The organism is Bacillus sp. AC266, from assembly GCF_979253805.1.
Map to the genome: position 1 here is coordinate 318,510 of NZ_CEEDEC010000002.1, position 25,166 is coordinate 343,675.

Here is a 25,166-nt window from a genome sequence, read left to right on the forward strand (position 1 = left end):
AGAAGCCTCCTTTTTAACTAACCTTCTTCCCACTCTTCCTCATCAACCACAAGAAATAAGGTGCTCCAAGTACAGCAACGACAAGACCAGAAGGGATTTCTTTCGGATATGCAATCGTTCGTCCGAGTAAATCAGCAATGGAAAGAAGTATTGCTCCAAACAGTGCTGAACAAACGAATAGTCTTTGATGATTCATACCAACGACGATTCGTGCTAAGTGAGGTGCAACAAGACCTAAAAAGGCAATTGTACCGACAGCAGCAATGTTAATTGATGCAAGTAGTGTCGCTAACACAATTAGAGCAAGACGCGTTTTATTTACAGGCTGCCCGAGTCCGGTTGCTAAATCATCTCCAAGTACAAGAACGTCAAGTTGTTTCATTAAGAAAAAGATAATTGGTATAAGAATAAGAGATGGATATAGAATGATATTTTCTAAGTGATTCCATCCTCTTGCATACGTACTGCCTGACAACCATGTTAAGGCCGCAGCAACATTCAAATTTGCTCTAACGATAAAGATTTGAATAATCGCTGAGCCGAGCGCTGAAATGCCAATTCCTATTAAAGCAAGAGCTGTTGGACTAAATCCTGATTTCCATGAGAAGAAGAGGACAATTCCAACTGCAAGTAGTCCACCAATAAATGCACCAATTGGTAGGAAGAAACCAGGAAGTGCGGGAAAGACATACATAATAGTTAAAGCGCCAACACCTGCTCCCGATGAAATACCAATAATAGAAGGATCGGCAAGTGGGTTTCGTAATATACCTTGGAAAACAAGTCCGCTTATCGCAAGGCATGCTCCAGCAATAGCAGCAACGAGCATTCTTGGTAAACGAAGGTTCATCATCATATTTTTATCAAATTGTGTTAATTGTCCTGATATAACATTTGTAATACTTTCGATATAAGCGTTACTACCGATTGTAACACCAAGAGCAATCGTCACAATGCAAAGTGTGATAGAGATAATGATTACCTTTTTATAAGAGTAATAGCGAGAACTAGCTCCAGCTGCATTTGCGCCGTTATCATGCATATATTGTTTCGATTTCATCATTCGATACACTAAATAAATAAGCCAAGGTGATCCAATCATTGCTGTGACTGCTCCGACAGGAAGTTCAGCCCCAGTTGGATCTATTAGTCTACCAACGACATCAGCTCCAAGTAATAGTACAGCTCCCCATAAGAAAGAAGAGAGAAGGAGAGTAAAGTGTTGACGGTAGCCAATAAGACGCATTAAATGTGGTGCAACTAAGCCGACAAATCCAATTGGTCCAACAACAGTTACAATTACTGCTGTTAAAAAGATCGCAGCAATGAAGGCGATAAGACGTGTTACTGCTGTTTTTTCACCAAGAGAAACAGCAACATCATCACCAAGTAAGAGGATGTTGAGTTTACGAGACATAAATAGTAAAACTAGGAAAGAAATAATGATAAATGGAAAAGCAAATTGAACGCCATCCCAGTTATTTTGAATAAGAGATCCAGCTCCCCATAAAAATAAACCAGCTGTTTCATTTTCATAGAAAAGCTGCATCGTTCCGGTAAAGGCAGAAAGCATTAATGTAACGACCATACCAGCTAGTGCCATTCTAAGTGGGGTTCCCTTTTTCCCACCAGAAATACGGTATACAAATAAAGCAGTAATAGCACCGCCGATAAATGTGAAAAGAAGTGAATTAATTTGCAGACCTTTCGGTAAGAAAATTGTAGCCGCTACTAGAAAGAAATATGCGCCAGAGTGAATACCCATTGTACTGGATTCAGCAAGTGGATTTTTCGTTAACGTTTGTAAAATAACCCCAGATGCAGCAAGAGCGCCTCCAGCTAAAATGGCAATTACAGCTCTAGGTAATCGAAGCATGATTAAAGTTTGATGCTCTAGTGATTGGTTCGGTGAGATAAGAGCATCAATAATCATACTATAGGAAATGTTTGCTTGCCCTTGTCCGATATGAATAAAGAAAAGGAGGAGCAAGAGAGCTGCTCCTCCTCCGAATACAAGACTTGCTCGAAGTGTATGTTGTAAGCTATTCATCGTGTAATCACTTCTTCGCTGTCATTACATCTGCTACTTGTGTTGCTAAAGATTTTGCAGACTCAGGACCACCGAAAATCCAAGTGTCGCCTTTTAATTTATACATTTTGTCTTCTTTTTTGAAATTTAACCCTTCCCAAGCAGGGTTACCTTTTAGTTGCGTGTCAAAAATGTTATCATCATCCGCTACAATGTAAATGAAGTTTGAATTTTGTACACTTTGTAATGATTCTACAGTTGTTTGTTTGAAACCATCTGCCTCTGATTTCCCAGCTTCAAAAGTGTTTGTTAAACCTAATTTTTTTGTAACTTGTAAAGCTGTAGAATTGTCAGTCAATATACGGAATGTTGGTACGCTTTTAGCTGTAAATGCTTGTACCATTGCGATGTTTTTATCTTTTAAGTCTGCTTTGTCAATTTTCGCTTTTGCATCTGCAAATGTTTTATCCATATCAGCTAATACTTTTTTACCTTCTTCTTCTTTTCCAACTGCTTTTGCAATTTGTTTAAATGTCTCTGTCATTTCAGCAAAGTGATCGTTATTGCTTGTTGATGGATCGAACATAACTGTAGGAGCGATTTGCTCTAATTCGTTTTTAATAGCTTTACTACGGAATGAAGCTGTGATAATTAAATCTGGTTTTAGACGGCTAATTTCTTCTAAGTTTGGTTGTTGACGTGTTCCTACATCGACAACATCTTTACCTGGTTTTGTTGCTGTATTTACCCATTTATTATAATTCTTAATGTCTGCCATCCCTACTGGCTGAACACCAAGCGCTAATAAGTCTTCTGAATATACCCACTCAAGTACAACAACTTTTTTCGCTGGTTTATCTAACTTCGTTTCCCCTTCAGCGTGTTTAATTGTTATAGCTTGATTTTTATTGTCCGCTTTTGTTTCTTTTTTCTCCTCTTTTTGCTGCCCGCATCCAACAGCGAATAGAAGAACTACTATGAAAATACTGAAAATTTTCTTCATCTTCTGCCCCCAAATAAAATGTTTTATTTGCAATATGTACGATATTGAAAATCGTTATCAATTACAACACCAAAATCATACTATGAGGGCGTTTTAAGTGTCAATATTTTTTTAAAATTTTGACTAAAAATAATGATTTATACGGATTTTAATATATCGTATTGAAATGCATACGTGTATCAAGGTTGAAGGAGCTGAAATTCCTTTAATGAGGAAGGCGAAAGTACAAGCGAAAGGAGAGCGTATTGCATGTAATATTTATTAGAATGTAAGGAAAAAAACTTTGTTTATAAAAGGTTTGTTCCAGAGCGGGTAGTTGATAAGGAAAATAAAAACTGATTTTTATTAGAAAGATATTTTTAATTAGTGGGCTTACTTAAAAGATCGAACACGAAGGAGGGTCAACATGTCTTTATGGAGTAATAATGCAAATGGATATTGTGGATGTAATAATCAAAATGGTTTACATGTTGATTCGTGCTGTTTTAGTTGCGATGGGACAGTTCCTAAGCTCGGTCCAACAGGTCCAACAGGAGCGACAGGTGATACAGGAGCGACAGGAGCGACAGGAGCAACGGGAGCAACGGGAGCAACGGGAGCAACGGGAGCAACGGGAGCAACGGGAGCGACGGGAGCAACGGGAGTAACGGGAGCGACAGGAATAACGGGAGCAACAGGAGCAACAGGTGAAACAGGAGCGACGGGAGTAACAGGTACAAGTATCACGGCAACGTATGCATTTGCGAATAATACATCGGGTACGGCAATATCAGTATTACTTGGTGGGACAAATGTCCCACTTCCAAATAATCAGAATATCGGTCCAGGAATTACAGTGTCGGGGGGGAACACAGTATTTACGGCCGCAAATGCAGGGAATTATTATATTTCATATACAATTAATATAACAGCTTCATTATTAGTTAGTTCGCGAATTACAATTAATGGGGCACCGCTTGCTGGGACTATCAACTCTCCTGCATTAGCAACGACTTCATTTAGTGCAACAATTATTACGACTCTTGCAGCGGGGAGTGCAATTAGTTTGCAGTTGTTTGGATTGTTAGCTGTTGCCACGTTATCAACGACTACACCTGGTGCAGTTTTAACGATTATAAGATTAAGCTAAGTAACGTGAACTCTCTTATTCTTTTAAAATTAAGAGAGTTTATACATATAATAAGAAGTTAACGAAGTAAAGCATAGTTATACAAAAGTCAGAATATTATGATTGTAACGCTGTTCTGACTATAATATAATGAAAACAATCATCATGAATGAACATTCATTTATTTTCACAAGTATTGGAAGGGGGAATGAGAGTGGAAAAACCTTGGTTGCAGAGTTATCCAGAGGAAATCCCAGGTACGATTTCATATGATATTCAGCCACTTCATGGATATTTAGAGAAAATGGCTGCTCGTTATCCAGAAAAGAAAGCGCTTCACTTTTTAGGTAAAGATGTTACATTTTCAGATTTCCATGACAAGGTAAAGAAATTTGCGAATTACCTTCAAAGGCTTGGTATTGAAAAAGGCGATAGAGTTGCGATTATGTTACCGAATTGTCCGCAATCTGTAATTGGTTATTATGGTACTTTGCTTGCGGGGGGGATTGTTGTACAAACGAATCCTCTTTATACAGAAAGAGAGCTTGAGTACCAACTTCATGACTCAGGGGCAAAAGCTATTCTTTGCCTGGATTTAGTGTTTCCGAGAGTTACTAATGTTCAAACTGCAACAAAGCTTGAGCATATTATCGTAACCCGTATTGCAGATTTTTTACCATTCCCTAAAAATTTACTTTATCCATTTGTACAAAAAAAGCAGGCAAATCTTGTTGTGAATGTGTCGGAAAGCGAAACGCTTCATCTTTGGAAATCGGTAGAAAGAGAAAGTAATGCTGATGTTGAAGTTCCATGTGATCCCGAAAATGATCTAGCCCTTTTGCAGTATACAGGGGGAACGACAGGGTTTCCAAAAGGGGTTATGTTAACGCATAAAAACCTCGTTTCGAACACTTTAATGGGAGCGCATTGGTTATATAATTGTAAAGAAGGAGAAGAGGTAATTCTTGGTGTTCTTCCGTTTTTTCATGTGTACGGGATGACAGCTGTAATGAATTTAAGTATTATGCAAGGATATAAAATGGTGCTTATTCCGAAGTTTGATATGAAAATGGTTTTTGAAGCAATTAAGAAACATAAAGTTACACTATTTCCAGGAGCACCAACCATTTATATTGCTCTATTAAATAGTCCTCTTTTAAAAGAATATGATATTTCTTCAATTCAGGCTTGTATTAGTGGTTCTGCACCGCTTCCTGTAGAAGTGCAGGAGGAGTTTGAGAGAGTTACAGGTGGTAAATTAGTAGAAGGTTATGGATTAACGGAGTCATCACCAGTTACACATGGGAATTTTTTGTGGGAAAAGCGTGTGCCGGGAAGTATTGGGGTACCGTGGCCGGATACAGAGGCAATCATCATGTCACTTGAAACAGGAGAGTCATTACCTCCAGGTGAAATTGGTGAAATTGTTGTAAAGGGCCCACAAATTATGAAAGGGTATTGGAATAAGCCAGAAGAAACGGCAGCTGTACTGCAAGATGGCTGGCTCCATACAGGTGATGTAGGATACATGGATGAGGATGGCTTTTTCTATGTGAAAGATCGTAAGAAAGATATGATCGTTGCTAGTGGCTTTAACGTATATCCTCGTGAAGTAGAAGAAGTGTTATATGAACACGAAAAGGTGCAAGAAGTGGTAACAATCGGTGTTCCTGATCCGTATCGAGGGGAAACTGTAAAAGCGTTTGTTGTTTTGAAAGAAGGCGCTGAGTGTTCTGAAGAAGAATTAGATCAGTTTGCACGTAAATATTTAGCAGCTTACAAAGTTCCGAAGGTATATGAGTTTAGAAGTGAGTTGCCGAAGACGACAGTCGGAAAAATTTTACGTCGTGTCCTAATAGATGAAGAGAAGAGAAAGAATGAGGATGAGCAAACGGGCTAAGGCCCTTTCTTTTTGAAAAAATAGGATTGACACTTTTCTAAATAGTCAGTATTATAAGAATATGAATGACTATTCATTCAGTCATCTTCTTGAAGGGGACAGTAAAGTGAAGAAAAATAGACCGAAATACAATCAGATTATTGATGCTGCAGTCATTGTGATTGCGGAGAATGGATACCATCAAGCGCAAGTTTCTAAAATTGCAAAGCAAGCTGGGGTAGCTGATGGCACGATTTATTTATATTTTAAAAATAAAGAAGATATATTAATATCCTTATTCCAAGAGAAGATGGGAGAATTTGTTGAAACAATTCGTCAAAAAATAGCAGGAATTGAAAGCGCTGTAGCGAAGTTATTCATGTTGGTAGAAACGCACTTCTTGCTGTTGTCACAAAATGATCCTCTTGCTATCGTTACGCAATTAGAGCTAAGGCAGTCCAATCAAGACTTGCGCCTTAAAATAAATGAAGTATTAAAAGGCTACTTACAAGTTATGGATGAGATTTTAGAGACAGGTATAAAGCAAGGTGAATTTCAGGCGGATTTAAACGTTCGCGTGGCAAGACAAATGATCTTTGGAACAGTAGATGAAGTTGTGACCAATTGGGTAATGAGCGATCATAAGTATGATCTGGTCGCACTTTCAAAAACGGTACATGGGCTACTTATTGCAGCTTGTGGTTATCGTCAATAATGGGAGGGATCATGTTGAAATTCCTATCTGTAAAAGTTGAAGATCATATCGCGGTGGCGACGTTAAATCATGCGCCAGCTAATGCGATGTCTTCACAAGTTATGCATGACGTTACTGAATTAATCGATCAAGTGGAAAAGGATGATAACATTCGTGTTGTTGTTTTACATGGTGAAGGACGCTTCTTCTCAGCAGGGGCAGATATTAAAGAATTTACATCTGTTACTGAAGCGAAGCAAGCAACAGAGTTAGCACAGCTTGGACAAGTTACGTTTGAGCGTGTTGAAAAATGCTCAAAACCAGTTATTGCGGCAATTCATGGAGCGGCACTTGGCGGCGGCCTTGAGTTTGCTATGTCTTGCCACATGCGCTTTGTAACTGAAAGTACAAAGCTTGGTTTACCTGAATTAACACTTGGATTAATTCCTGGTTTTGCAGGTACACAGCGCTTACCACGTTATGTTGGTAAAGCGAAAGCTTGTGAAATGATGTTAACAAGTACACCAATTACTGGTGCAGAAGCATTACAATGGGGACTTGTTAACGGAGTGTTTTCTGAAGAATCCATTTTAGAAGATACGCTTAAAATTGCAAAACAGATTGCTGGAAAAAGCCCAGCAACAACTCGTGCTGTGCTAGAGTTATTACAAACGACAAAATCGTCTCATTATTATGAAGGTGTACAGCGTGAATCACAGATTTTTGGTGAAGTATTTACGAGTGAAGATGGAAGAGAAGGCGTAGCAGCGTTTTTAGAAAAACGTAAGCCTTCATTTAGTGGTAGGTAGTCCAATTATTTTTTTAATAAAAATTAACAGAATTTTAAAATTGATAGAATCTTTCTGAAAAATAAGGGGGTAAATGGAATGAACATCTACGTACTCATGAAACGAACATTTGACACAGAAGAAAAAATCGTAATTAAAAACGGTGCAATTTACGATGGCGAAGCGGAATTCATCATCAACCCTTACGATGAATATGCGATTGAAGAAGCGATTCAAGTAAGAGATGCACAAGGTGGAGAAGTTACTGTTATAACAGTTGGTGGCGAGGATAGTGAAAAAGAACTTCGCACAGCATTAGCGATGGGCTGCGATAAAGCGGTACTAATTAACATTGAAGATGATGTTGAGAATGGTGACCAATTTACAACAGCAAAAGTGCTCGCTGAATATTTAAAAGATAAAGAAATCGATTTAATTTTAGGCGGGAACGTTGCGATTGACGGTGCATCTGGACAAGTTGGTCCACGAGTAGCTGAAGCGTTAAATATCCCATACGTAACGACGATTACGAAGCTTGAAATTGATGGTACAAATGTGAAGATTGAGCGTGATGTTGAAGGGGATACAGAAGTAATTGAATCATCATTACCTCTTCTAGTAACAGCGCAACAAGGTTTAAATGAACCGCGTTATCCATCACTTCCAGGTATTATGAAAGCGAAGAAGAAGCCACTAGAAGAAGTAGAATTAGATGATTTAGATTTAGAAGAAGATGATGTGGAAGCAAAAACAAAAACAATTGAAATCTATTTGCCTCCTAAGAAAGATGCAGGAAAAGTGTTACAAGGCGAGCTGCAAGATCAAGTAAAAGAACTTGTATCGTTGCTCCATACAGAAGCGAAAGTAATCTAATAAAATACGAAATTATATATGCAGGAGGGAAAATCTATGGCTCGTAAAGTATTAGTAATGGGTGAAGTTCGTGATGGATCGCTACGTAACGTTTCGTTTGAAGCGGTAGCAGCAGCAAAAACAATTGCAGAAGGCGGTGAAGTGGTAGGTCTTCTAGTTGGAGACAGCGTTGCCTCTTTTGCAAATGAATTGATTCATTACGGTGCAGATCGCGTTGTGACAGTTGAAAATGATAAATTAAAATCATATACATCTGATGGATATGCACAAGCGTTTTTAGCTGTATATGCTGAAGAAAAGCCAGAAGGCATTGTATTTGGACATACGGCACTGGGTAAAGATTTATCACCAAAATTAGCAGCGAAATTAGAAGCTGGTTTAATTTCTGACGTAACGGCTTTAGAAGTTGAAGGTGGAAATGTTATCTTCACTCGTCCGATTTACTCTGGTAAAGCATTTGAGAAGAAGATCGTAACAGATGGTATATTATTTGCGACAGTGCGTCCAAATAACATTGCAACTCTTGAAAAAGACGAGTCTCGCACAGCTGACGTGTCTTCTATTACAGTTGATGTGAAAGATTTACGTACAATCATTCAAGATGTTGTCCGTAAAACTGCAGAAGGTGTTGATCTTTCTGAGGCGAAAGTTATTATAGCTGGTGGACGTGGTGTGAAGAGTGAAGAAGGATTTAAACCGTTAAAAGAATTAGCTGACGTACTAGGCGGCGCTGTTGGAGCATCTCGTGGTGCTTGTGATGCTGAGTACTGTGATTATTCATTACAAATTGGTCAAACAGGTAAAGTTGTTACACCAGACCTATACATTGCATGCGGGATTTCTGGTGCGATTCAGCATTTAGCTGGTATGTCTAATTCAAAAATAATTGTTGCGATTAATAAAGATCCAGAAGCTAGTATCTTCAAAGTAGCTGACTATGGTATTGTCGGTGATCTGTTTGAAGTATTACCTCTTTTAACAGAAGAGTTTAAAAAGTTAAAAGTACATTCATGATTTGAGTACCCTTGAGTTCCAAGTGAAGTACCCCTATATATAGAAAAAGATGAGAGATCCCCTGTCTCTCATCTTTTTAGTATTTCATCCATATTTTTATATAGTATAAAGGAACATTTTTTTGTTACAATACATAACGATACATAATATTCGCCACGTATAAAAGTTAATGATATACTCTTGGTAGAATATACTTGAAGGAGGAAATAAAATGGCAATTATAAATGCAAATGACCAAAGCTTCGCAGCTGAAACTAGCGAAGGTGTTGTACTATTAGATTTCTGGGCGCCTTGGTGCGGACCTTGTAAAATGATCGCTCCTGTATTAGAGGAAATCGATTCAGAGTTAGGCGAGAAAGTAAAAGTAGTAAAAGTGGACGTTGATGAAAACCAAGAAACTGCTCGTCAATTCGAAGTAATGAGCATTCCAGCTCTTTTCGTATTAAAAGACGGTAAAGTGGTTGATCAAGCGTTAGGATATAAACCGAAAGAAGCGTTAGTAGAATTAGTTTCTAAACACTTCTAAAATAAAGAAGCTACCATTTGGTAGCTTTTTTATTTTCTTTTTTACAACCTTTCCGTTACAATAAAAGAACGTATGTTGGGTGTTTTGGCATAGTATGTTTTTATCCCGCATTAACGGGCAGTAAAACTCCCACCTCAAAATTCAGGTGGAGCAAAGAAGTTAGGTGGGAGATCAACTGCCCGTAAACGCCCGATTGGTGAAGGCTAATAATCAGCGGGGGATGAACAAAACCCCCACTGATTAAAGTTTCACTTTATGTGAAAATAAAAATGATAAGCATAAGCATGTAGAAATGGAGGGAGACGAGTGCACGAGCATTTAAAAGAGAAGTTAGCAATTTTGCCCGATCAACCTGGTTGTTATTTAATGAAGGATAAGCAGGGAACGGTTATATATGTCGGAAAAGCAAAGGTACTCAAAAATCGTGTGCGCTCGTACTTTACTGGTTCGCATGATGGGAAAACACTTCGGCTTGTTGGAGAAATTGTTGATTTTGAATATATTGTGACTTCCTCAAATTTGGAGGCTCTTATTTTAGAGTTAAATTTAATAAAAAAATATGATCCAAAATATAATATTCAATTAAAAGATGATAAAACATATCCTTTCATTAAAATTACAGCTGAAAAACAGCCGCGCTTACTCATTACGCGAAATGTAAAAAAGGATAAAGGAAAGTACTTTGGGCCTTATCCAAATGCGCAATCGGCACATGAAACAAAGAAATTATTAGATCGTATGTATCCACTTCGTAAATGTTCAAATATGCCAGATAAAGTTTGCTTGTATTATCATATGGGTCAATGTTTAGCACCTTGTGTGAAAGAAGTAACGGATGAGCAAAATAAAGAAATTGTTGATGAAATTATTAAATTCTTAAACGGTGGACATAAAGAAATTCGTTCAGAATTAGAAACGAAGATGTATGAGGCTTCAGAAAAGCTAGAATTTGAACGGGCGAAAGAGTTGCGAGATCAAATTGCTCATATTGATGCAATTATGGAAAAGCAAAAGATGATTATGAGTGATTTAGTGGATCGTGATGTGTTTGGATATGCAGTTGATAAAGGGTGGATGTGTGTTCAAGTTTTCTTCGTTCGAAAAGGAAAGCTAATTGAACGTGATGTTTCTATGTTCCCGATTTATGATGAACCAGAAGAGGGATTTTTAACTTTTATCGGTCAATTTTATGAAAACAGTAGTCATTTCAAGCCGAAGGAAATTGTTGTTCCAGGAAGTATAGATTCAGAATTAGTAGAGCGCTTTTTAGAAGTTGAAGCGACACAGCCGAAGCGTGGGAAGAAAAAAGACCTTGTAGAATTAGCAAATAAAAACGCAAAAATTGCACTAGAAGAGAAATTTCACTTAATTGAACGTGATGAAGAGCGGACGGTTAAAGCCATTGATAATTTAGGGAAGCAGCTGGGCATTGAAACCCCATATCGTATTGAAGCGTTTGATAACTCGAATATTCAAGGGACAAATCCCGTTTCCGCAATGATTGCTTTTATCGATGGGAAACCAGCGAAGAAAGAATATCGGAAATATAAAATTAAAACGGTTCAAGGTCCTGATGATTACGAATCTATGAGGGAAGTTGTAAGACGCCGTTATACGAGGGCGCTTAAAGAGAATTTACCTTTACCAGATTTAATCATTATTGATGGTGGAAAAGGCCATCTGGCCGCTACAAGTGATGTTCTGGAGAACGAACTCGGTTTATATATTCCGATGGCAGGGCTTGTAAAAGATGACAAACATAAAACCTCCCATTTAATTATTGGAGATCCACCTGAACCTGTGATGCTTGAGAGGAATAGCCAAGAATTTTATTTATTGCAACGCATTCAAGATGAAGTGCATAGATTTGCAATTACATTCCATCGCCAGTTGCACGGGAAATCGGTCATTCAATCAGCATTGGATGATATTCCAGGAATCGGCGATAAACGAAAAAAGGTATTGTTAAAACATTTTGGCTCGTTAAAAAAGATGAAAGAAGCTTCCATAGCTGAATTTGTCGAAGCAGGTATGCCGAAAAATGTTGCAGAGATGATATATACTTATTTAACAGATAAGAAGACGTTGTAGTTTACAACGTCTTCTGTTTTTTGGTATAATTTCTGAAGATTTAAAATAAACTCATCTGAATGAATATACAAAAAAGTCAACTAAACTTATATGTCTAGTTGACTGTAGGTAGATGCTACACTTCAATGAGATCTTTTATATCCCATTTAACAAGAAATGTAATAGAGTCTGAACGCTTTTTCTGTTCCTCGTAGGACTCTGCAACGACGTTTCTTTGTCTTTGAATTTGCTCGGCGATAAATCCAGCTTCTAATTGATAAGATGAATGTCTTTTTTGTTTTTGACGCTCAGTAATAAGTGTACCTTTAAGTTGAAACTGCATTTCACGACGTTTATGTTCAATGATACTTAAAGTGCCCCAACCAGCTTTTTCAAAAAACTGAATGACTTCTTCAATTGTTTCTAGCGGATATTTTCTCGCAAGGTTTCTACCAGCCCAGTATAAAATACCATCTAAATCGTTACCAATTAAATCAGGTAGTAATTCTTCACGTAGCAATTCATAAGCGAAGGCGTTCAATGAAACATCTTCTAAAGATGTTATATCGATTGTATTTTTGCTCACAATATTCCCCTCTTTCTATAGGGATTATTATATAACATTTTTCATTTATAAAAATAGATTTTTCTTTGGGGAAATCTGAATATATAAGAAAAAAAAAGAATTGGCAAATTATATGCAAATTATGTGCAAATTATGTATACGTTTTCTTGACGCTTCGACAAAAATAGGGGTAAAATGAACTTGTTATCAAATTATGCTGAAATATTTTGAATAATTTTTTCAGTTTTTCTTATGCCAATAGTGAAAAAACATTATTGTTGTAAATTAATCTGAAAACAGCAGTCAAACATTCAAGGGGGTAATGGGGACATGAAAGGCCGCGAGTATACGTTTCGTAAGTGGCACTCATTAATGGGGGTCATTCCGGTTGGTGTCTTTTTGACGCAACATTTAATTGTAAACAACTTTGCAACAAGGGGAGCAGAGGCTTTTAACAAAGCTGCAGGCTTTATGGAGCTCCTTCCATTCCGGTATGCGCTAGAAATTTTCATCATCTTTTTACCTATACTGTACCATGCTATATATGGCTTATATATTGCATTTACAGCTAAGAACAATGCGGTATCTTACGGCTATTTCCGTAACTGGATGTTCGTCTTCCAACGAATTTCAGGTATCGTTACGCTGATCTTCATTTCTTGGCACGTCTGGGAAACTCGTATTCAAGCATTGTTAGGTAAAGAGGTAAACTATGATATGATGGCAGATATTTTAAACAACCCATTTATGTTTGGTTTCTATTTAGTTGGTGTTGTTTCAACAATTTTCCACTTTGCAAATGGACTATGGACATTCTGTATAAGCTGGGGAATTACAGTATCTCCACGTTCACAAAGAATCTCTACTTATGTAACATTAGCTATTTTCTTAGGTCTATCTTATGTAGGTGTGAGTGCATTATTAGCGTTCATCGATCCACAGCTAGCAAACCAGTAAGGAGTGGGAGAGCATGAAAGGGAAACTTATAGTAGTCGGCGGTGGCTTGGCCGGCTTAATGGCAACGATTAAAGCGGCAGAAGCGGGAGTAAATGTTGAACTATTTTCTTTAGTACCAGTAAAACGTTCACATTCTGTATGTGCCCAAGGTGGAATTAACGGTGCCGTAAATACAAAAGGTGAAGGGGATTCTCCATGGATCCACTTTGACGATACAATTTATGGTGGGGACTTCTTAGCGAACCAACCACCAGTTAAAGCGATGTGTGATGCAGCACCTGGTATTATTCATTTAATGGATCGCATGGGTGTTATGTTCAACCGTACGGAAGAAGGACTTCTGGATTTCCGTCGTTTCGGTGGAACACAACATCACCGTACAGCATTTGCTGGCGCAACAACTGGTCAACAATTACTATATGCATTAGATGAGCAAGTACGTCGTCATGAAGTAGCAGGACTTGTAACGAAATATGAAGGTTGGGATTTCTTACGAGCTGTTGTAGATGATGAAGGTGTGTGCCGAGGAATCGTCGCGCAAGACTTACAAACTATGGAGATAAAAAGTTTCCAAGCTGATGCCGTGATTATGGCAACAGGGGGCCCTGGTATCATCTTTGGAAAATCAACAAACTCTATTATTAATACAGGTACAGCAGCGTCTGCTGTATATCAACAAGGTGCATATTATGCGAACGGTGAGTTCATTCAAATTCATCCAACGGCAATTCCTGGAGACGATAAGTTACGTCTTATGAGTGAATCTGCACGTGGTGAAGGTGGACGTGTTTGGACGTATAAAGATGGTAAGCCATGGTACTTCTTAGAAGAAAAATATCCAGCTTACGGAAACCTTGTACCTCGTGATATTGCAACGCGTGAAATCTTTGATGTTTGCGTAGAGCAAAAACTAGGTATTAACGGTGAAAACATGGTGTACTTAGATCTTTCTCATAAAGATCCGAAAGAACTAGATATTAAACTTGGTGGAATTATTGAAATCTATGAGAAATTTACAGGTGATGATCCTCGTAAACTACCAATGAAAATCTTCCCAGCAGTTCACTATTCAATGGGCGGATTATGGGTTGATTATAAGCAAATGACAAGTATTCCAGGTTTATTTGCAGCAGGTGAGTGTGATTATTCTATGCACGGTGGTAACCGCCTTGGTGCGAACTCATTATTATCAGCAATTTACGGTGGTATGGTAGCAGGACCGAACGCAATTGAGTATATGAAAGGTCTTTCTAAATCATCTGATGCTGTTTCAACTACTGTATATGAGCAAAATGAATTAATCGAAACAGAGAAATTTAACAATATTTTAATGCTTGATGGTGACGAAAATGCATATGTTCTTCATAAAGAGCTTGGAGAATGGATGACAGATAACGTTACAGTAGTTCGTGAAAATAAAAAGTTACTAGAAACTGATGCGAAAATTGAAGAGTTAATGGCGCGTTACAAACGCATTAACATTAACGATACAGCAAGATGGAGTAACCAGGGTGCTTCATTTACACGCCAACTTGCAAATATGTTCGAGTTAGCACGTGTTATTACAATTGGCGCATATAACCGTAATGAAAGCCGCGGAGCGCATTACAAACCAGAATTCCCAAATCGTGATGATGCAAACTTCTTAAAAACTACGATGGCGAAATTTGAGGGAGAAGGAAAGGCACCAGCATTCCATTACGAAGAAGTGGATGTTTCATTAATTAAACCACGTAAACGTGACTATTCCTCAAAACATGATGTAGCTGCTAAGGGTGAAGAGAAGGGGGATAAGCAACATGTCTGAGAAAACAATCCGCCTCATCATTACGAGACAAGATGGACCAGATGCACAAGAGTTTGATCAAGAGTTTGAAATTCCATATCGTCCAAATATGAACATTATTTCGGCACTGATGGAAATTCGTCGTAATCCTGTTGATTCAAAAGGAAACCAGACGACTCCGATTGCATGGGATATGAACTGTTTAGAAGAAGTATGTGGTGCTTGTTCGATGGTGATTAACGGAAAACCACGTCAATCATGTACAGCTCTTATTGACCAGTTAGAGCAACCAATTCGCTTAAAGCCGATGAAGACATTCCCGATTGTACGTGATTTACAAGTTGACCGTAGCCGTATGTTTAACGCGTTAAAACGGGTTAAAGCTTGGATTCCAATCGACGGTACGTACGACCTAGGGCCAGGTCCAAGAATGCCAGAGAAAAAGCGTCAATGGGCATATGAACTTTCGAAATGTATGACATGTGGTGTTTGCTTAGAGTCATGTCCGAATGTAAACAGTAAGTCTGACTTTATTGGACCAGCACCGCTTTCACAAGCGCGTTTATTTAACTCGCATCCAACTGGTGAAATGCATAAAGCAGATCGCTTACGTGCAATTATGGGTGATGGAGGACTTGCAAACTGTGGTAACTCTCAAAACTGTGTGCAATCATGTCCGAAAGGTATTCCATTAACAACTTCAATTGCAGCATTAAACCGTGATACAACAATTCAATCGTTCAAAGATTTCTTTGGTAGCGATAATAACTATTAATAAATATTGCCTCTTCATGTTGAAGAGGCAATATTTATAACTTTATATTTCTGTTTATTCTGTTTATCCCGCATTAACGGGCAGTAAAACTCCCAGCTCAAAATTCAGGTGGAGCAAAGAAGCTAGGTGGGAGATCAACTGCCCGTAAACGCCCGATTGGTTCAACTAATAATCAGTGGGGGATGAACAAAACCCCCACTGATTAAAGTTTCACTTTATTTTAAGGGCGAAAAGGAGAGGGAACGATGAAGAGAATTTCTTATATTGAAGACTTTGAGCAATGGGAAAGTGGTTTTTCATTTTATAATCCTGTCAAAGTTCGTTTTGGTGAAGTAGATATGTTTGGACATGTAAATAATGTCGTTGCTTTTACATATTTTGAAGAAGCGCGTATCGCATTGTTTAAAGAACTCGGATTTATGCAAGAATGGACACATGAATCATCAGAAACGATGATAGTCGTCGCAGATCTACAATGCAATTTTATTAAACAAATTTATTTTGATGAGCAGTTGAAAGTATATGTAAAGGCGGGAGCGGTTGGGAATTCCTCTTTAGATTTACACTATATGGTCAAAAATGCAGAAGGAGAAGTTTGTTTAGTTGGACGCGGTATGATGGTCCAAGCATCGAAAAAAACTGGAAGAGGCGAACCGTGGACTGAGGAATGGAAGGAATTATTACAATAATAGAATAAAAGAAAAATAAGAGGGCGATTCGCTCTCTTATTTTTTGTCCTTCGTTGCCTCTTCTAATGTTAGGTGGTGCTTATATATGTATGCGGCATATGGATTGCCAACGTAGCGTAAGTGCCACGGTTCATATGAATATTCTGTTGTCTCTGTTTTATCCTCTAAATAACGAATGACAAATCCAAACTCATGGGCATGTTCTGCAACCCATTTTCCTTCTGCTGTCTCTCCGAAAATTGGTTCTAATTGGAATTTGGCAGATTTTGAGCTAATATCCATTGCTAGACCAGTTTGATGCTCACTTGTTCCAGGAATTGCACTTACCGAATCAGCCTCAGCTTTTCCTTGGCGTTTAATATATGTATTATGTAATGACTGTTGGCGTTTGTAAGAACGGTAACCTGAAACTGCTGTAAGTTCTAAACCTTCTTCTTTCGCTGCTTGGAACATTTTTTCAAGAGCGTCTGCAGCATCTTTGCGAAGTAATGTTTTCTCTTTATCTTTTGGACTAGTAAATGGTACGTTCGGTTTCGTTAAATCTTCTGGAATGTACCCATTTGGTAATTTACGATGTTTATTGACTAATACAAGAGCAGAATCTGGATTTGTTACAACGGAAAAATTATTATCTAGTTTCTTTGCGTTATGATCAGCTTTTGGAAAAGCAGGAATCTCTTCTTTTGGATGGTTACTATGTTTTTGACTTTCGACAGCTTTCGCCTCATTTTGCAGTGGTGATTTAGAAGCAAAGTAAGCGAAAGATGTGATACCGATTACAATAGTAATGGCAGAAATAATTATTATCTTTTTCATGATACCTTGTAATCACTGTCCTTTCTTAATAAAATATGTATCGCTTTTATTATAAGTCTAGTTTATTGAAAAAGAAATATAAGAGTCATAACGTAATAAAAACGCAAAGAAAATGTCAGAAAATGTGTGAAATTGTAGTATTTTTTCATATAATTCATTTCTTATCTTTCATGAAGTTCATTTTTTATGTAATATATGTATATAAGAAGATGTAGCGATTATCGAGAATAAAAGACCTCTGGTATAGACTAGGAGTGAATGGGAATGGATTTTGCAACAATTATTGGAATCATTTTAGGAGTATTAGCGGTAGTCGTAGGGATGGTCGTCAAGGGCGCTGACATAACAGCCTTACTAAATCCTGCCGCAGCACTAATTATTTTCGTCGGTACATTTGCTGCAGTGTGTATTGCCTTTCCGATGAATCAATTAAAAAGAGTTCCAAAATTATTTAAAGTTCTTTTTGGTTCAAATAAAAAAGATTTAAGTTATGAACAATTGCTAGAATTATTTGTTCATTGGACATCTGAGAGTAGAAAATACGGTATTTTGTCTTTAGAGCAACAATTAGATGAAATTGAAGATGAATTTCTTTTGCGTGGTATGAAATTTGTTATTGATGGTGTATCTGCAGAGGATTTAGAACAAATTTTAGAAGCCGAATTAGAAGCGATTGAAGAGAGACATGCAAAAGGGGCTGCTATTTTCTCGCAAGCTGGTACATATGCACCTACACTAGGGGTTTTAGGTGCTGTTATTGGTCTTGTAGCTGCACTTGGAAATTTAACTGATATTGAAAAGCTAGGGCATGCTATTTCAGGTGCGTTTATTGCAACGATTTTCGGTATTTTTTCAGGTTACGTATTATGGCATCCGTTTGCAAATAAATTAAAGCAAAAGTCTGCTGCTGAATTAGAGAAGAAACGTTTAATTATTGATTGTTTATTAATGTTACAAGAAGGTACATATCCGTTTATTATGAAGAACCGCATTTTAGGTGCACTTTCTGCAACTGAGCGTAAAAAGCTAGAAAAAGGAGCAGAAAAAAATGCGGAGTAAGAAAAATAGAAGAGGTAAAAAGAAAAAACATGATGAGCATATCGATGAAACTTGGTTAATTCCATATTCTGATATGTTAACGTTGTTATTTGCATTGTTCATCGTATTATTCGCAATGAGTAGTATAGATGCTGCGAAGTTTAAACAGATGGCAGTTGCTTTTCGAAGTGAGTTAGCCGGTGGAACAGGAAATAAAGAATTTTTAAGCGATCAAAAACCAAATGAGGAAAAAGAATTATCAGCAAATAGCCTTGAGGCAGAACAAGCAAAAAAACAAGCGGAAGATAGAGCTAAAGAAAAAAAAGAAATGGATGAGTTGAAAGCATTACAAAAAAAGATTGATCAATATATTAATGAGAAACAACTATCCTCTTCTTTTCAAACTAAGTTAACTGAAAAAGGATTAATGTTAACGATATTAGAAAATGTACTATTTGATTCAGGGAAAGCAGATGTGAAGTTGGAATCGTTAGGGATTGCAAAAGAGATGTCTAACCTACTTGTTTCAGCATCACCTCGTGAAATTACAGTGTCGGGTCATACAGATACGGTTCCTATCGCAAATGCTCAGTTTGCATCAAACTGGGAGTTAAGTACACAGCGTGCAGTTAATTTTATGCAGGTGTTACTCCAAAATAAAGAATTGCAACCAGAAAAATTTAGTGCAGTTGGTTATGGAGAATACCGTTCAATTGCACCAAATGATACGCCAGAAGGAAAAGCGAAAAATAGACGTGTAGAAGTATTTATTTTACCTTTAACAAGAAATATGCAATAAAAGAGGATGGCGAAGGCCATCCTCTTTGTTATTTTGCATCAAATGATTTTAAATTGTCACGACGGATTTTGTCTTTTTCTGCATCTGATTTTTTGAAATTATAGTCATATAGAGCACCTTCCCAATCACCGTACATTGGATTAGGGAAAATGATGAATTTCTCACCAAATTGTGCTTTTGATTCTGCTACTGTTTCATTGCGATCTTTCACAGATTTTCCATCAAAACCAGTGAAATCAGATAAGTTGTCACCGAAGAATAGGACGATGTCATGTGTTTGAGAAACAAGTTCACGACGCTTTTCTTTCCCTTTTTCTTTCGGGTCCTGTAGTAATATATGTTCTTTCGTCGCTTGAGGAGCACCTACGCGCTCAAGGTTTTTAATTGTTGCATCTAGTTGATTTGTTTTACGATTTGAGATGTAGTAAATATCTACACCTTTAGACTCTGTATATTTTAAGAAATCAATAGCGCCTGGAAGAGCTTCAGCTTCAGCTTTATTAATCCAATCGTCCCATTTATAAGGATAGCCTTTTCCTGTTTTTACGCTCATTGCTTGATGGGGACTGTTATCTAAAACAGTTTCATCTAGATCAAGTACGATAGCAGGTTTTTTTTCTGTCCCTTTTGCAAGAGCTGCATCAAGCTTTAATTGACCAATATTGTAGCCTTGGTAGTAAAGTGCTTTCGTTTCGCCAGCTGTTTGATACCATAAATCGGCCATCAATTGCTGGTCTGTTAATTGTACTTTCTCTTCTTTTGCCACTGTTTTCTCAGCTGTTCCTGAACATGCTACAAGCGATGTGGAAAGAACGGCTATAGATAATAAACTGGTAATACCCCTCTTCATCTTCATATGTATCCTCCTCGATGTTAGAAAATCATCTTATATTATATATTAAAATATAAAAATTTTTTATGAACATTTGCATATTGTCTTTTGTATATATAGTAGTATGTCCTATATTAGAAAGATGGGGAAAATAACAAAAAGTGATTTGACGTGTTTTATTGTCGAAATGACAATTATAATTGACAAATATATCTTTGTTATTTACAATTTTAACTAAATAAAACAAATGGTGGATGGGGGATCATGATACGTATAAAAGATTGAAATATAGTACTATATTTTATTTCGAACAATCATAGTCTTTAATAGAGAGTACGAATGATACTAAAGGGGAGGCTTTATACATTGAGTTTACAAATTCAAAACTTAACAAAAATATTCGGAGAATCTAAAGCGGTTAATGGTTTGCAAATCTCGTTACCGAAAGGTGAAGTGTTAGGGTTACTTGGCCGAAATGGTGCAGGGAAAACAACGACAATTAAAATGTTACTAGGTTTATTAACGCCAAATGAAGGTTCTATTACGTGGGATGGAAAATCATTTGGTGATAGCGGGGTAACAATTGGATATTTACCAGAAGAAAGAGGCTTATATACAAAAAGTAGAGTAATAGACCAGTTGCGATATTTTGGTAGATTAGAAGGAATGACGAAAAAAGAAGTAGATCTTGCAATTGATCACTGGTTAGAGCGCTTAGCAATCCCAGAATATAAATTCAAAACAGCAGGAGAACTTTCGAAAGGGAACCAGCAAAAAATTCAATTGATTGCTGCTCTTCTTCATGATCCAGAACTTCTTATTTTGGATGAACCATTTAGCGGGCTTGATCCAGTTAATGCTGGAATGTTGGCTAGTATTATTGGAGAACAAGTACAGAGCGGAAAGACAATTATTTTATCTAGTCACCGTATGGAGCAAGTAGAGGCTTTTTGCCAACATGTATGTATTTTGAAAAAAGGTGAAGCAGTCGTAGAAGGACAATTAAGTGATATTAAGAAAGAATACGGTTTTCGTAATTTAACAATCGAAGATATAGCAGAGAATGAAAAGGGATTAGAAGCTATACATGTCCCGTATGAAAAACAACAAGGCCTTCTTTATGTGAAAGTACAAGATGATGCAGAAGCTCTAAAGATTTTGCAACAATTGCAAGAACAAGGTGTTGGTTTACGACAATTTAAAATGTTAGAGCCGACGTTAAACGAAATCTTTGTAGAGAGGGCGAAATAAAGATGCGTAAATTTTCTCATGTATTTTCATTTTATTTTAAAGAAGCATTTTTATCTAAAAAATCATTAATTACGAGTGCGATTTTATTTTTAGTTGTGTTTGGGATTTTTGCATTTAATCATTTTACTTCAGGCGATGATAAAAATAAGGATAAAGATAAAATTGCAGTTGTAGTAGAGAGCTCCACATACAAAGTACAAAAAGAAGAGCTAAATAAGCTATTGCCATCAGCAAAAATAACGGTTGGTTCAAAGGATGATTTTGATAAACTGCATAAGCAAGTAGAAGAAGGCGATTTAGATGGTCTATTCCATGTGACGGAAAAGGATGGGACTCCAGCAGTTACATATATGTATAATGGATTTCCAAGCCAAGCAACTTCTGCGATTATGGCGGGTTATTTAAAACAACAATATACGAAGGTGACGATTGCAAAAAATAATGTTTCACCAGAAATTGCGCAGCAATTACAAGCAGAAATTCAAGTGAAGCAAGAAGCGATAAAAGATCGTACATCTTCTTTCGGAATTGCATATTTCTTTACATTTGCTTTGTATATGTTTATTGTAGCTTTCGGAAATACAATCGCAATGAATATTGCATCTGAAAAGGCGTCACGTGTAATGGAAGTAATGCTTCCGAAAGTAAAGCCTCTTACGATGATGTATGCGAAAATTTTGGCGGTTGTTTCAACGGCGTTATTACAACTTGTAATATTGGCGTGTGGTTATCTTATTCCTTATTTGTTAGGTTGGGTCGATTTAGAAAGTGCTTCATTACTTGGTGTTCCAATTGACTTTACAAAATTAGATGCAAAGGTTATAAGTATGTTTCTTGTTTATTTCATTACGGGGTATTTACTTTATGCGATGATGTACGCTGCGGCTGGAGCTGTTGTGTCTAAGACAGAGGATTTACAAGCTGTATCTTTCCCGATAATGATTTTGATCATGGCTGCATTCTTCATTAGTATTAAATCATTAAGTGATCCAAATAGTACTATTGTTGTTGTAAGTTCGTATGTTCCGTTTTTCACACCAATGGTTACCTTCTCGCGGATTGTAGCTGGTGAAGCAGGTATGTTAGAGATTACGATAACATTAGTAGTTTTATTGGCGACGATTGGTATATTAAATGCGATTACAAGTCGTATCTATGTAAACGGTGTAATGAATTACTCTGATAAAGTGAAGTTTAAAGATTTGGCGAAATTTATAAAGCGTCAATAATAGAGGGAAAGCATGATTTTCTAATGGAATCATGCTTTTTCTTTATGTATAAATTAAAAATAGTATATAATAATAAGAGTTGTCTTTTAATAGAATGAATAAAAAGGAGGGTGTGCAGATGGGAATTAGTAGTCGTTTTACAGTAGGTGTTCATATGTTAACGTTACTTGCAATAGATCGAAACTCTCGCTGTACCTCTGAATGGATTGCTGGTAGTGTGAATACAAATCCAGTTGTGATTCGTCGCATTACAGGAATGTTGAAGAGAGCAGGACTTGTTGATGTACAAGCTGGTAAAGGTGGTACGACACTTGCTCGTGATTTAGATGAAATTACATTACTTGATGTATATAAAGCTGTGGAAGTTGTAGAAGAAGGACATCTATTTTCTTTCCATGAAAATCCCAACATTGAATGTCCAGTAGGAGCTAATATTCAATCGGTATTAGAGATTATTTTAATACAATCGCAAGAAGCGATGGAAAACGTACTTGCAAATGTAACGGTGCAGCAAGTAGTTACAAATTTAAAGTCGAAAATTAAAGAATAAAAAAAAGCGAGCTTCCTCATGATGAGGGCTCGCTTTTTTTTATTCGGAAATATTGAAAGTTCTATTTTTCCGTATTTAAAATAAACTTTCCTACAACAGCTGCTACGATACCACCAAAAATTGGGGCAACGATGAACACCCATAGTTGAGAAATTGCTTCTCCGCCAGCGAATAGAGCTGGTGCGATACTACGAGCTGGGTTAACAGATGTTCCAGTTAACGGAATACCTAATAAGTGAATTAATACTAATGTGAAACCAATTACTAGTCCAGCTAAAGAAGAACTTCCCTTTTTACCTGTTACAGCAACGATAACTAAAACAAATACGAAAGTTAAAATGAATTCAACTAAAAATGCTCCAGATAAACCAAGAGTTCCAAAACTATTTTGTCCTAAATTATCTAAAGGTAATTTAGCAGATCGTAAAATTGTTACTAACGTTGCAGTTCCTAATAAACCACCTAAAATTTGAGCTAATAAATAATAGCTAAGTTCCATAGCGTTCATTCTTTTGTTGATGAACATAGCGATTGATACTGCTGGGTTAATATGACATCCAGAAATTGTTCCAATGCTATATGCCATAGCCACGATAGATAATCCGAAAGCCATAGCGATACCTAATGTTCCAATTCCTTCAATTCCGCCACCAATGACAGCTACTCCAGTTCCGAATAATACAAGTACAAATGTACCAATAAATTCAGCAATTGCTTTTTTTAACATAATTTACCTCCTATTAATGCACATGAAACGTATTATAACATAGGTTTTAGTATAAATAGCTAATGAAATACTATTCTGATAAGGCGAAATAGGGAGATAATAAAAATAGATATGGTTCTATGAAGAAGAACCATATCTATTTTTATGCTGATTTTTTTTGTTTAATGACTGGAACAGAACGGTTTAAAACACTATTTACGATCATTCCTAGCATGATAATAATCATCCCAATCAGTGACAGTCCGCTAGGGAATGAACCATTTAAGAAAATAATCTCACCAAGCACAGTGAAGACCATCGTTCCAGCTTGTGTTGCTTCAACAGCTCCAAGTAAAGCAAGATTGTCTTTTGCTAAGTCAGTAGCAAAGAAAAATGTCATCGTCGCAATAACTCCGGAACATAATGCTAACAAAAATCCTTGCATCATTTGGCTTGATGATGGAATACCGGTAGTGGAAAATCCGTATATACCAAGTAGGATTGTAATAGGGAGACTTCCGATTGCCATTCCTAATACACGTTGGAATGTATCAAGACGCCCGCCAACAAGTTCCATCATTTTTCGGTTACCGAAGGGATATAAGAAAGCTGCTAAAACGACAGGTAAAAAACCAGAAATGAATTGAGTCATTGTAATATGACCGGCTTCAGTAGCTTGCATACAAAGTACACCAAGTAAAATAAATAAAGCGACGTATAAACTGCGTAGTGGAATTTTTCCACGTACAAGTTTTGTACCTGATTTTGTTTCTATTTTAATGAAGAATAATGGCGATAAAAGTAAACCTGCTAATATCGTAACTTGCCAAGTTCCAGCAACGAGCCAAGCTGGAGAAAAAACAGCTGCGAAACTTAATAAAGAATAGAAGCCGATGCCAGCGACCGAGCCCCACCCGATCCATACAAATGGATGTTTTTTTAACTCTGCCCATAAAGCTCCTAAGTTTTTGCGAAATAAAACGATAAGGAATAAAATAGGGAGAGCGAATAGAAAACGGAAGGAAGCAGTCCAAGCCCAGCTTGTTCCAGATACATTCATTGCTCTGTTAATAATAAAGGTTGCAGAAAAAAAGGCCGATGATAAAAGACCTAGTAATATTGCGCGCATGAAGTATGGCACTCCTTTCGGAATTGAGTATTTATGTATAGTATAATATACTTAAAGATA

24 protein-coding genes are annotated in these 25,166 nt (G+C 37.1%); 17 read left to right on the plus strand and 7 right to left on the minus strand.

Annotated elements, in window-relative coordinates; all coding sequences use genetic code 11:
* Positions 1-13 precede the first annotated feature (13 nt).
* Both fhuB and AC0IXC_RS09160 read right to left on the minus strand, forming a co-directional pair.
* Positions 14-2,050 (minus strand): Fe(3+)-hydroxamate ABC transporter permease FhuB, encoded by a 2,037-nt coding sequence (gene fhuB, locus AC0IXC_RS09155; protein WP_471652842.1) that lies wholly within the window; start codon positions 2,048-2,050, stop codon positions 14-16.
* A gap of 7 nt (positions 2,051-2,057) precedes the next feature.
* Positions 2,058-3,032, minus strand: coding sequence for an ABC transporter substrate-binding protein (locus AC0IXC_RS09160; protein ID WP_471652843.1), 975 nt, complete (start codon positions 3,030-3,032; stop codon positions 2,058-2,060).
* Positions 3,033-3,438: 406 nt separating this feature from the next.
* Here AC0IXC_RS09160 and AC0IXC_RS09165 point away from each other — a divergent pair, with 406 nt between their 5' ends.
* The 8 genes from AC0IXC_RS09165 to uvrC all read left to right on the plus strand — a co-directional run bounded on the left by AC0IXC_RS09165 (position 3,439) and on the right by uvrC (position 12,005).
* Positions 3,439-4,161 carry a BclA C-terminal domain-containing protein gene (locus AC0IXC_RS09165; RefSeq protein WP_471652844.1) on the plus strand — a complete coding sequence of 241 codons (723 nt, stop codon included), beginning with the start codon at positions 3,439-3,441 and terminating at the stop codon, positions 4,159-4,161.
* Positions 4,162-4,354: 193 nt separating this feature from the next.
* Positions 4,355-6,040: a long-chain-fatty-acid--CoA ligase gene (locus AC0IXC_RS09170; RefSeq protein ID WP_215590229.1), complete on the plus strand. Its 1,686-nt coding sequence runs from the start codon at positions 4,355-4,357 to the stop codon at positions 6,038-6,040.
* A 106-nt stretch (positions 6,041-6,146) separates the two neighbouring features.
* Positions 6,147-6,734 carry a TetR/AcrR family transcriptional regulator gene (locus tag AC0IXC_RS09175; protein WP_012261773.1) on the plus strand — a complete coding sequence of 196 codons (588 nt, stop codon included), beginning with the start codon at positions 6,147-6,149 and terminating at the stop codon, positions 6,732-6,734.
* 11 nt (positions 6,735-6,745) lie between these two features.
* Positions 6,746-7,522 carry an enoyl-CoA hydratase gene (locus tag AC0IXC_RS09180; RefSeq protein WP_002088868.1) on the plus strand — a complete coding sequence of 259 codons (777 nt, stop codon included), beginning with the start codon at positions 6,746-6,748 and terminating at the stop codon, positions 7,520-7,522.
* Between the two features lie 78 nt (positions 7,523-7,600).
* On the plus strand, positions 7,601-8,374 hold the full coding sequence (gene etfB / locus AC0IXC_RS09185) for an electron transfer flavoprotein subunit beta (RefSeq protein ID WP_002088867.1): 774 nt from the start codon (positions 7,601-7,603) through the stop codon (positions 8,372-8,374).
* A 36-nt stretch (positions 8,375-8,410) separates the two neighbouring features.
* A complete protein-coding gene (gene etfA / locus AC0IXC_RS09190) occupies positions 8,411-9,388 on the plus strand; it encodes an electron transfer flavoprotein subunit alpha (RefSeq protein ID WP_002015402.1) in 978 nt (325 codons plus the stop codon).
* 211 nt (positions 9,389-9,599) lie between these two features.
* Positions 9,600-9,914, plus strand: a complete 315-nt coding sequence (gene trxA, locus AC0IXC_RS09195; RefSeq protein ID WP_000974757.1) for a thioredoxin — start codon at positions 9,600-9,602, stop codon at positions 9,912-9,914.
* A gap of 306 nt (positions 9,915-10,220) precedes the next feature.
* Positions 10,221-12,005: an excinuclease ABC subunit C gene (gene uvrC / locus AC0IXC_RS09200; RefSeq protein ID WP_002129304.1), complete on the plus strand. Its 1,785-nt coding sequence runs from the start codon at positions 10,221-10,223 to the stop codon at positions 12,003-12,005.
* Between the two features lie 115 nt (positions 12,006-12,120).
* Here the strand turns inward: uvrC and AC0IXC_RS09205 are convergent, their stop codons facing one another.
* A complete protein-coding gene (locus AC0IXC_RS09205; RefSeq protein ID WP_002015405.1) occupies positions 12,121-12,570 on the minus strand; it encodes a YslB family protein in 450 nt (149 codons plus the stop codon).
* A gap of 309 nt (positions 12,571-12,879) precedes the next feature.
* Here AC0IXC_RS09205 and sdhC point away from each other — a divergent pair, with 309 nt between their 5' ends.
* From sdhC to AC0IXC_RS09225, 4 genes are all read left to right on the plus strand, one after another.
* The gene (gene sdhC, locus AC0IXC_RS09210) at positions 12,880-13,506 is read left to right on the plus strand and encodes a succinate dehydrogenase cytochrome B558 (protein ID WP_002015407.1); all 627 of its coding nucleotides are present in this window, start codon (positions 12,880-12,882) and stop codon (positions 13,504-13,506) included.
* Positions 13,507-13,519: 13 nt separating this feature from the next.
* Complete coding sequence (gene sdhA / locus AC0IXC_RS09215) at positions 13,520-15,313, plus strand: succinate dehydrogenase flavoprotein subunit (protein WP_340778642.1); 1,794 nt, start codon at positions 13,520-13,522, stop codon at positions 15,311-15,313.
* Positions 15,306-16,067: a succinate dehydrogenase iron-sulfur subunit gene (gene sdhB, locus AC0IXC_RS09220; RefSeq protein WP_002088861.1), complete on the plus strand. Its 762-nt coding sequence runs from the start codon at positions 15,306-15,308 to the stop codon at positions 16,065-16,067. The genes sdhA and sdhB overlap by 8 nt, the downstream gene beginning before the upstream one ends.
* A gap of 245 nt (positions 16,068-16,312) precedes the next feature.
* Positions 16,313-16,756, plus strand: coding sequence for an acyl-CoA thioesterase (locus tag AC0IXC_RS09225; protein WP_002034215.1), 444 nt, complete (start codon positions 16,313-16,315; stop codon positions 16,754-16,756).
* A 36-nt stretch (positions 16,757-16,792) separates the two neighbouring features.
* On the opposite strand, the gene AC0IXC_RS09230 is transcribed toward AC0IXC_RS09225, so the two are convergent.
* Complete coding sequence (locus tag AC0IXC_RS09230) at positions 16,793-17,572, minus strand: M15 family metallopeptidase (RefSeq protein ID WP_215590228.1); 780 nt, start codon at positions 17,570-17,572, stop codon at positions 16,793-16,795.
* 264 nt (positions 17,573-17,836) lie between these two features.
* Between AC0IXC_RS09230 and motA the strand changes: the two genes are divergently transcribed.
* Entirely contained in the window at positions 17,837-18,631 is a 795-nt protein-coding gene (gene motA / locus AC0IXC_RS09235) for a flagellar motor stator protein MotA (RefSeq protein WP_002129301.1), read from the plus strand.
* Positions 18,621-19,409 carry a flagellar motor protein MotB gene (gene motB / locus AC0IXC_RS09240; protein ID WP_002184884.1) on the plus strand — a complete coding sequence of 263 codons (789 nt, stop codon included), beginning with the start codon at positions 18,621-18,623 and terminating at the stop codon, positions 19,407-19,409. Before motA ends, motB begins: the two co-directional genes overlap by 11 nt.
* Before the next feature lie 28 nt (positions 19,410-19,437).
* On the opposite strand, the gene AC0IXC_RS09245 is transcribed toward motB, so the two are convergent.
* On the minus strand, positions 19,438-20,265 hold the full coding sequence (locus AC0IXC_RS09245; RefSeq protein WP_002129299.1) for a 5'-nucleotidase, lipoprotein e(P4) family: 828 nt from the start codon (positions 20,263-20,265) through the stop codon (positions 19,438-19,440).
* Positions 20,266-20,607: 342 nt separating this feature from the next.
* On the opposite strand from AC0IXC_RS09245, the gene AC0IXC_RS09250 reads away from it, so the two are divergent.
* The 3 genes from AC0IXC_RS09250 to AC0IXC_RS09260 all read left to right on the plus strand — a co-directional run bounded on the left by AC0IXC_RS09250 (position 20,608) and on the right by AC0IXC_RS09260 (position 23,271).
* Complete coding sequence (locus AC0IXC_RS09250) at positions 20,608-21,492, plus strand: ABC transporter ATP-binding protein (RefSeq protein WP_215590226.1); 885 nt, start codon at positions 20,608-20,610, stop codon at positions 21,490-21,492.
* Between the two features lie 2 nt (positions 21,493-21,494).
* Positions 21,495-22,721, plus strand: coding sequence for an ABC transporter permease (locus tag AC0IXC_RS09255; protein ID WP_002015418.1), 1,227 nt, complete (start codon positions 21,495-21,497; stop codon positions 22,719-22,721).
* A 118-nt stretch (positions 22,722-22,839) separates the two neighbouring features.
* Positions 22,840-23,271, plus strand: coding sequence for an Rrf2 family transcriptional regulator (locus tag AC0IXC_RS09260; RefSeq protein ID WP_326997501.1), 432 nt, complete (start codon positions 22,840-22,842; stop codon positions 23,269-23,271).
* Between the two features lie 61 nt (positions 23,272-23,332).
* Here the strand turns inward: AC0IXC_RS09260 and AC0IXC_RS09265 are convergent, their stop codons facing one another.
* Both AC0IXC_RS09265 and AC0IXC_RS09270 read right to left on the minus strand, forming a co-directional pair.
* Positions 23,333-23,998: an aquaporin gene (locus tag AC0IXC_RS09265; RefSeq protein WP_002067333.1), complete on the minus strand. Its 666-nt coding sequence runs from the start codon at positions 23,996-23,998 to the stop codon at positions 23,333-23,335.
* A gap of 142 nt (positions 23,999-24,140) precedes the next feature.
* Positions 24,141-25,106 (minus strand): DMT family transporter, encoded by a 966-nt coding sequence (locus tag AC0IXC_RS09270; RefSeq protein WP_002190799.1) that lies wholly within the window; start codon positions 25,104-25,106, stop codon positions 24,141-24,143.
* Positions 25,107-25,166: the final 60 nt, after the last annotated feature.